At 49.0% G+C, this 8508-nt stretch carries 8 protein-coding genes; all 8 read right to left on the bottom strand.

The genetic code is table 11. The annotated features are described in order from the left end of the window. The coding region (locus ACI3UA_RS02400) for a DUF2634 domain-containing protein (protein WP_439723238.1) at nt 1-197 on the bottom strand (197 nt) is incomplete at its 3' end. 4 nt (nt 198-201) lie between these two features. Continuing rightward, complete coding sequence (locus ACI3UA_RS02395) at nt 202-591, bottom strand: hypothetical protein (protein WP_439723237.1); 390 nt, start codon at nt 589-591, stop codon at nt 202-204. Nucleotides 592-594: 3 nt separating this feature from the next. Continuing rightward, the gene (locus ACI3UA_RS02390) at nt 595-1650 is read right to left on the bottom strand and encodes an XkdQ/YqbQ family protein (protein WP_439723236.1); all 1056 of its coding nucleotides are present in this window, start codon (nt 1648-1650) and stop codon (nt 595-597) included. A 14-nt stretch (nt 1651-1664) separates the two neighbouring features. Then, nucleotides 1665-2339, bottom strand: a complete 675-nt coding sequence (locus ACI3UA_RS02385) for a LysM peptidoglycan-binding domain-containing protein (protein ID WP_439723235.1) — start codon at nt 2337-2339, stop codon at nt 1665-1667. Nucleotides 2340-2484: 145 nt separating this feature from the next. Continuing rightward, a complete protein-coding gene (locus tag ACI3UA_RS02380) occupies nt 2485-5547 on the bottom strand; it encodes a phage tail tape measure protein (protein WP_439723234.1) in 3063 nt (1020 codons plus the stop codon). A gap of 836 nt (nt 5548-6383) precedes the next feature. After that, nucleotides 6384-6926 (bottom strand): phage tail assembly chaperone, encoded by a 543-nt coding sequence (locus ACI3UA_RS02375; protein WP_439723233.1) that lies wholly within the window; start codon nt 6924-6926, stop codon nt 6384-6386. A 20-nt stretch (nt 6927-6946) separates the two neighbouring features. Continuing rightward, nucleotides 6947-7234, bottom strand: coding sequence for a hypothetical protein (locus ACI3UA_RS02370; RefSeq protein WP_439723232.1), 288 nt, complete (start codon nt 7232-7234; stop codon nt 6947-6949). Nucleotides 7235-7419: 185 nt separating this feature from the next. Beyond that, a partial coding sequence (locus ACI3UA_RS02365) for a phage tail sheath subtilisin-like domain-containing protein (protein ID WP_439723231.1) occupies nt 7420-8508 on the bottom strand: 1089 nt, incomplete at its 5' end.

Here is an 8508-nt window from a genome sequence, read left to right as displayed (position 1 = left end):
GTGGCAAGCTGTTTTAAACACCACTGTACCCACGCTTCATGGCCGTCACAGGTCAGAAGCCTCTTTGCTCCGTCCCGGACAAAATCTCCTGTTTCAAAATCAAACATCAATGAAGATTTATATCTCTTTTGTTTTGCCCCAAGACTCGGGGCTGTAAGAGGAGGAAGCCTGAATGTCGGATATATACTTTCAGCCATGCAATCACCCCACTATGTCACTTCTGAACACGATGTCAATAACTACTGCTTCGTTGTCAACCCACGCTACCAACACCCTGTCCCCCGGCCTAATCCAGTACATTTTTACCGGAAGCTCTACCTGATGCACATGCGCGCCGCCAAATCCAGCGTCAGGCTGGCTGTGCGCGCCGTCACAATAAGTCTGCGTAAGTGGCACTCCGGGGTCGTATGTAACGCACCTGCATACACTGTAATCGCCATGAGGTATCGGAGGGCCGAAGGTATTTGTCTTGAGGCTGTAATCAGATTGGATAACTCCGAAATCAAGCACAAGAGGCTTCTCAGATTTCTTCTCAGCCATATTGCCAAGAACTGCCGCCAGCGCACTTGAGCCGGGACTTCCCTGCTTCATGAATCATTCCTCCCCGCTTGTTTCATCTTCTGTGGCCGTATCATACTGCTCATCGTTGCTATCCTTATCTTCTACAACCTTGAAAGTCATTTTCTTATCATCGGCATTGTGCCGGATGGAAGTGATGAACCAAAACCCCTGCATGGAGCCTGACTCTATACGAACTCTGTCACCCTTGCGGATGAACGGCACATCTGGCCCTTGCAATGAGGTGGTTCTTTTCAAAGAACCCTTCTCTTTCAGAAGCTGATTCGCTGAATCAGTAACTTCCTCAAGGGTTTTATTCTGAGGACGTTCCATGATAACCTGCTTTATGCCATATTCGATATGCCCGTCCATGGTTGCTTCGACAGGAGGCCGACTGCTTTCCTTGCTCTTGCCGATAATTTTTACCCTCGTAACAAGGCTTTCAGTCGAAAAATTATCCTGCACCTGAATGAGATTTGTATCGGCATCGAAATGGTAAACATCCTCGTTGCTCCCTCTTTCAAGCACATAGACAACGCCCTCTTTGGCGCGCAGGAAATAAGCCCCTTTGCCATTTTTCCGCACATCATCAAGGACTTTTTTAACCATATCACTGATATAGTTTTTCTTGAAAGTCCATTTAGACTGCGGAACATCAGGACCATTATATTCGTACTTTACGCCCCATTTATCAAAAATACTCGTTATAATCTGCTTAGAAGACAGCCCATCGGGGAAATATTCATCATCCTGACACTCCCTCAATGCTTTCAATTCATCGTAGGCAGTGAGAGATATACTCTGCGTACCATTCGAGTCAACGACACCCCAGCTGGCAACTGTCCCGCGCGCAACCTCCTGCGAAGTGCCGTTACTCAGGACATAAACAATCAGGGGTGTCATAGGCTGGATAATTTCTGACATATACTTGCCCTTGTACACGGCATTATATATTTTCATGCTCAGGCGCGAAGAAAACTCTCTTTCGCTCTCCTCCCAGCCAAGGTCGGTAGTTATGTCCGTAATATCAAGCTGTTCGCCATCGGGCGTAATAGCTACCGTCCGGTATTCCAGCAACCTCAAATCTATCATCCAGCCTCACCTCCTCAAAGCGGCAATTTCAAATCTATACCGGGGGGTATTTCATCAGCTATGCCACCGATTTTCCCTTTATTCAAATCGTATATATCCAGCCATTTCAAGCCGTCCCCGTAATTTCCCTGCGCAATGCTCCACAGGGAAGCTCCGGCAGTAGCTATTACATTTTCAGGAGATGGAGTTGTAGGCCGTGATTCCAATGCGGCTTCTTCCTCATCCTGTTTTGCGGCTCTTTCATCATCAACTTCCTTGACAGTTTTTACCTGCATGTCCCGCGCCGACACGAATGAAATGCTGTAATTTGCATCCCCGTGGCCGCCCTCCCAGTCGTAGCTGAAATCATCTAAATACACGTCCTGATTAATAGATGTCTGAGTTACCAGCAGTCGGAGCTTGGCTCTATCCTCGCGCCACTTCTCCAAGATGCGGATAATCTCTTTCGGCTCCTGCCAGTATGACGAATTTACAAATCTGTAACTGCAACGGCTGTCGCCCGGAAGTTTTGCGCTCCATTTCACAGAAGCAAGATTCATGCCCCTTGGTATCTTTACTTCGCCGCGCTCTATGACGTTGTAGCTCTGAAACCTGCCTGAGCAACTTACGCTTATTTTCTCGGGTGTCCATGCCAAGCTCAGCTTTTCGCCCGTGTCCATGTTGCTGATGTGGACATTGGCCTTTTCCATGCCGCCCATGAGCGACATGACCAAAGAACGGCTGAATCCCGATAATCCGGAAGCACCTAGCCCCGAAAGGACGGAACTTTTTACGCTCCGTCCTCTCAGGATATTTCCGGCAATATTATTAACATTCAGCTTAAATGCCATAATCTCACCCCATATTCAATACCGGCTGATTATTATATATGCCGCCCAGTTTTTGAGCCAGCTGACCGGCTACATCATCCGCAAGGTTCTCTATATTCTCGCGGATAACCCGGATAATGTCATCAGGCGTTGAAGCATCTCCCGGTGCTATGCTGAACGTTACATTCAGGCCTCCTAAAGATACGTTTACGACGCCGCCACCTGAATTGCCGGATATATTTTGCATAGGTGGCATTTCAACTCCTATCACACCCTCCGGCTGACCAGCATCCGCGCCCGAAGTTTCACCGTCAAAAATATCTGCTCCTGAAGCACCCACAGGGCCTCCATCACCGATAATGCCCCACGCGCGTTGCAGAAGGTCCATAGCGCGGTTTCTCCTTGAAGAAGAAAGCGGTATGATAACCTCAGGCCCTGCCTCACCTATCAGGGCATGTTGCTCACTGAGGACAAAGCCGCCGTTTGCCTTTGGGGATTCGGAGCTGGTGTGCAGGCCGGTAATACCCGAACCCAAAGATGTGATGGCGTTGAATTTTTCCTTCACAGGATTGATGACATTGGTTTCAAACCAGCCAGCAAGCCCACTGAATATGCCGACCACTTTATCATACGCGCCTTGGAATGCGCCGGTAATTGCTATCTTGACCCCCTCAACCGCGGAGGATACCGGCGCCCAAACAATGGTGTTGAACCAGTCTGCCGCCGCACCGAATACGGCGCAGATATAATCCCAAGCCGCACCTATGACGGACTGCACATAGGCAAAGGCTTCACTTGCGCTATCGCTTATCGGTGTCCATACACTGCTGATAAACCAATCTGACACACCAGACAGCGTACTAGCGATATAATCTACACCTGCTCCTACAACTTCAGCTAAATAATCCACCCCCGCGCCTACGGCCTCAGATATGTAATCCCACATTTCTGAATTCATATCTTTTAACGGTATCAATATGTTTTCAGCAAACCAGTCGATGATAGGCGAGAATATCTCTGATAAAACTCCTAAAATAATAGCACCAAGCCCCACCACAAAATTTATTGCAGTTATTGCTCCGTCGCTGAACGGTGTCCACACATTCTCATTTATCCAATCTCCGATGCCAGCGAGGCCAGCTGAGATATACGCCCCAGTTCCTGCAAGTCCCGTAGAAACATACTTTCCTATACTGCTGAGTGTATCGCCAACATCCGAAGCTACTTCGGATGCGCCATTGGACAGCCACTTGAAGGTTTCTCCTGCACTTGCCTTTATATCTTCCCAGTTCTCGCCGATATAACTTCCCAGCGCACCGCCCGCCATGCCTCCTACGGCGGCTCCTATGGCTGTGCCAGCAGGTCCTGCGACTGAACCTATGGCTCCTCCAACAACGCCGCCTATGACGCTCCCTGCGGTATCACCGATGGCACCGTTCATGCGGTTGGTGTTATATGCTTCGGTCTGCTCCTTATATTCGCTGGCGTTATTCCTGATTCTGTCCGCTTCATCATACATGCCAAGCTGCTCAAATCGGGAGGCCTTTTCATCAGCTACAGCAATACCAGTATCAGCTTCAGCAGACAGGGTATTATTCTGCGCGAAAGTGTCATAAATACTGTACGCACTCATGGCGGCCATCAGCGGTGCGGCTAATCTTCCTGCCGCTTTGCCAAAGCGGGCCATCTTCCCTACGGATTTGCCGCCCTTTGCCCCTGAGCCGCCGCCTGACATGCCTCCACCTGCCTGTGCAGTAGTTTCTATGCCGGAGGACATTCCGGCGTTCACAACGACGCTCTGAGCGTGTACAATCATGCTCCCCACATTACTGCCGGGAGCAGAAGCACTTCCGCCTCCGCCCGCAGGGCTTCCAAGCACCTTAATAGCGTCAAAGGCTCTCAGGGACAGCTTCGTTATTTTTGCCAGCCCTGCCGCAAGTGCGCCGCCAGCAAGAATAGAACCTACCCCGTCAAGTTCTAGAAATTTATTTTTAAGCTGATTTAGTATATCCAGCGTTATCCTACCTATGTCAGATATGTCCAGCCCATCTTCCATATAGCCTGTCAGTTTGGATATATCCTTGGTAACTCCCTGAATGAATTCTCTCAGAAAATTAGAGCCTGAACCTTCCATGAGGGCAATCTGAAACGACTCCCATGCGGAAGCAAGCAACGTCATGTCACCTGCAAGATTATCCATGCGGGTATCCGCCATCTTTTTGGCAGCACCTTCTGAATCATTTATGGCCGCTGTCAATTTATTAAAATCGCTCTCGGAAGCATTGACCATTGCAAGCAACCCCGACATGGCATCCGTTCCTGCAATATCAGAAGCAAAAGCAATCTTATCAGCCTCTGACAAATTCTTGAAACTTGCCCGCAAATCAAGCAGTGTCTGCATGAACGGCTTCACTGTGCCATCCGCATTTTTTATACTTATTCCCAGCCTGTCCATTGCCGTTCCCGCTTTAAGCCCGGGATTGCTCAGGCTTGTGAGCATAGTTCTCAGGGATGTACCAGCCTGCTCGCCCTTTATACCGGCATTAGCCATCAGGCCGACTGCAACGCCTACATCCTCAATGGAATATTTAAGCGCACCCGCTAAAGGTGCAACGTATTTGAACGTATATCCCATCATGCTTACATTAGTGTTGGAATTCGAGGATGCCGCCGCCAGCACATCCGCAAAATGCCCGGCATCCGCCGCTTTGAGGTTAAAGGCTGTAAGCGCATCCGTTACTATGTCGGACACAGTTCCCAGCTGTTCGCCGGAAGCCGCCGCAAGGTTCATGATACCCCCGATACCAGCTGTCATATCAGCAGTTTTCCAGCCAGCCATAGCCATATACTCGAAGGCCTTACCAGCCTCTGTAGCAGAAAATGAGGTAGTTGCACCCATTTCTTTGGCTTTAGCTGTCAGCACAGCCATATCTTCAGCAGAAGCCCCTGAAATAGCTCCTACCGCACTCATCTGTGCCGAGAAATCTTTATAGGTTTTTATAGTGTCGTAAATGCCATAACTGATGCCTGCCCCGACAAGCATATCGGAGCCTACGCCCAAGGTCTGCCCCAGCATACTGTCTTTCATGCTATTGAGGCTCCCAGCCACTTTATTTTTCGCGTTGACAGTTATGGTGTGGGCCTTGGAAGTGAGCCTTGCAAGGCGGGCTTCAGTTTCCTGTATGCCCGCCACTGCTCTGTTCTGTAGCCCGAGCGATACGCGGTAAGTGGAATTGGTAAGCCTTTTCAGCATACCATTTATCCTGCCGCCGGGTTCGCTTACGCGGTCGATAAGTCCAAGCGTAATTTTATGCCCTTTAGATGTGAGGCTTGACAGCCGCTGGGCAGTTCGCTGTATGGCGGAATCAAATCTCGTAAGATTTGCTTGAGCATTTTTCAGCCCTTTTTCCGTCATGTCATTTGTGCGTATCATTATGTCGATAGTATGACTTCCCGCTGGCATGTTCTTACCTCCTCTCACGCGCGCGTATATTTACACATATTAGGCGTATTAGGGAGTATAGAGATATATACTATTTCTCTAATACTTTCTAATGCCCCTAATAATATTCTCTATAGTAATTAATGTTCCAATGTTCCACTTTAGCTATAACCCCAGTGATTGCAAGGGATTAGGGCGGAACATCTACCGGAACATTCCCCGGAACATTGGAACATTGACCCCCGGAACATTGGGTGGCGTTTAATTCTCTAAGTTTGAATGTCACGCCTAATACTTTCTTTATTTTCAGATGTTCCACCAATGTTCCACTCAATGTTCCGCCCCTTCTTCCTCTAGCTGAACGCTCATGGACTGCAAAATGAACGTCCTTTGTATTCGTGTCATAGCTGAAAGCTCTCCCGGTGTGATATGCAGTCGTTGCAGTATTGCGTGCAACAAGCGTACCTTGCCGGGAGCCTTTATCAGTTTTTTACCAAAATATCCATCTCGTCATCAGTGCCGTAGCCGGAGATGGTTTCGATGGATTCCAGCAACTTGTCCTTTTCGCCAGCCATAAGAACCTTGTCAATAAGGTCAACGCCATTAAGAACATTGAGCTTTTCCCACGCCTGACGATTGTTCCACAAACGCTCCCTGTCTTCTTCAACGGTAGCCTCGTAGATGAGCTGACTGCGGAAGCGGACGTTATCTACCCTGTCGCGGTCGATGCCATACCGCCTGTCGCGCTTGGTCTTGGTATTCTTCTTGCGCACAGCGTTAATCTTCTCCTCGGACAGAGGATGGATTTTAAAGGTCAGAAGAATAACCTCCCTGCCCTGCACCTGCCGCTTGATGCGGATGGTGTACTGCTCGCTGGTATCAGATTCGTACCGGGCGGCGGTAAGCAGGGCGTCGAATACACTGCCCTGAAAAGCCTCCACATCTTCTTCCTTGTCCTGTTCATTTACATCTACGATTTCCTCATCTTCGATTGCGGAAAGCGCATTATCTTTCAAGATTGCCATTTCTATATCCTCCTAACTGATTACTCGTAAGACAGCAACTTCTGCAACTCAGGCGGGCTGTTTACTACCGTACTCCACGCTCTCTTGTAGATGTCACCGACAGTAACGTTCTGCAAGTCTACCGCGCCATCAGGTACGCAGTCGCGATAAATCACGCGCTCCTCCGTGCCGTTGCGCCCTTTCTGAACGCCTTGGAATGTCCACATGACCGGCTGACCGGTCTGCATGGACTCAAACAGCTCCTGAAACATTGCTGAGCTTTCTACAACGCACTCTGTGAAGGTCAGGGTAACTTTGTAGCTACTCATTACTGAATGCTCCTGAGCATCGCCTAGCGGCTGGTAGGTGGCGTTGGTGTAATTGGTCTGCGACTGATAGGTTTCCATAGTCGCAAGCAATTCGCCGGATTCATTGAACAACATGCCATCCTTACCGGTGGTTAAGTGCCGGGTATCTACCGGGCCTCTGTTGTTATACATGCTCGTTTACCTCCTTATGAATTCTGACTGAAGCGATAACGATAAGTGATGTAGATATGCTCTGCGCTGTCAATATCGTCAGCCTCGATGATGAACCAGCAGGAATCGCCCTCAGCAGTGTAAGTAGGGTCCTCATACATCGTGGCACCGGCGAATAATTTCTTTTCGCCCACCATTTCATTAAGTACCTTTTTACCTGTCGCAATAATAGTAGCCCTGCCGTCATCGTCGTTATTAACCTTGCCGACATATTTGTCGATGGTGGAATTTATTCTATCCATCATCTCGAAACGGCACTTGGTACGACGGATTTTTTTCCAGCCCTCATCTTGGTCTGCATTTGGAGTAACCAGCGTATTAATAGCATTATCAATCCAAATTTGGTCCTCATCGTTGACCGTAAGAACGATACAACCCTTCTGCTCCGCTTTGATGATTTCGCCATTTGTAAGCGGCTCAAGGAGGGAAACTGCATTTCTGATTACAGTGTGCGTAAGGCCGGAATTAGTTGGCTGGTACGCAATCATACCGCCGATTCTAGCCGCCGCCATGAACCCCTCGTATTCCTTGCCATCACTGCCCTTCCAGCCGCCCAGTACATAAGTGACTTTCTCGTCATTATAGGACGCCGCAAGGGAAATTCTTTCGCTGAAGTCCTGACTTTTCAGGCCGCCTATGCAAATCATGCCGAGATGGCCGGTGTCGTAGGAAGTCTGCGCAAAGCTCTGCAAGAGCAAATGAACCTTCGTATCATTGCTGTCGCAAAGCAGGACATTCCACTTATAACGCTCCAAGACATCTGTGCCGTTGGAGTAGCTGTTAATGGTGACGGTAGGGTTCTTGCCTCCTGCCATAGCCTGCTGGGTCAGGTCGGCCAAAGGCCCCTCTACATCATCAGAAATCAGCTTGCTGTTGAAATTCTTGCTATTTTTCATAGCTTCAACGAGGTTCTTAGGCTCATTAGCACCGGCGTCGAATACAAACTGCTCAAAAATTTCAGTTCCGTCATAGATAATCAGCTGACGTTGTTCAGTAATCAGGTTAGTGCGCACGCTGACTGTGAAAGCCCTGTCGCCCGGATAAGCCGCCTGAATGAGAACAGC

The organism is Anaerovibrio sp. (genome assembly GCF_051866355.1).
GTDB lineage: Bacteria > Bacillota > Negativicutes > Selenomonadales > Selenomonadaceae > Anaerovibrio.
The sequence above is the reverse complement of the archived record's forward strand: the minus strand, read 5'-3'. Positions and strand labels throughout refer to the sequence as shown.

Bases quoted from the DNA above. Each gene is read 5' to 3' on its own strand.
- ACI3UA_RS02385 (WP_439723235.1), bottom strand. From the start codon at position 2,339: ATGGAAAAGGCCAATGTCCACATCAGCAACATGGACACGGGCGAAAAG.
- ACI3UA_RS02380 (WP_439723234.1), bottom strand. From the start codon at position 5,547: ATGAAAGACAGTATGCTGGGGCAGACCTTGGGCGTAGGCTCCGATATG.
- ACI3UA_RS02395 (WP_439723237.1), bottom strand. From the start codon at position 591: ATGAAGCAGGGAAGTCCCGGCTCAAGTGCGCTGGCGGCAGTTCTTGGC.
- ACI3UA_RS02370 (WP_439723232.1), bottom strand. From the start codon at position 7,234: ATGAGTAGCTACAAAGTTACCCTGACCTTCACAGAGTGCGTTGTAGAA.
- ACI3UA_RS02375 (WP_439723233.1), bottom strand. From the start codon at position 6,926: ATGGCAATCTTGAAAGATAATGCGCTTTCCGCAATCGAAGATGAGGAA.
- ACI3UA_RS02390 (WP_439723236.1), bottom strand. From the start codon at position 1,650: ATGATAGATTTGAGGTTGCTGGAATACCGGACGGTAGCTATTACGCCC.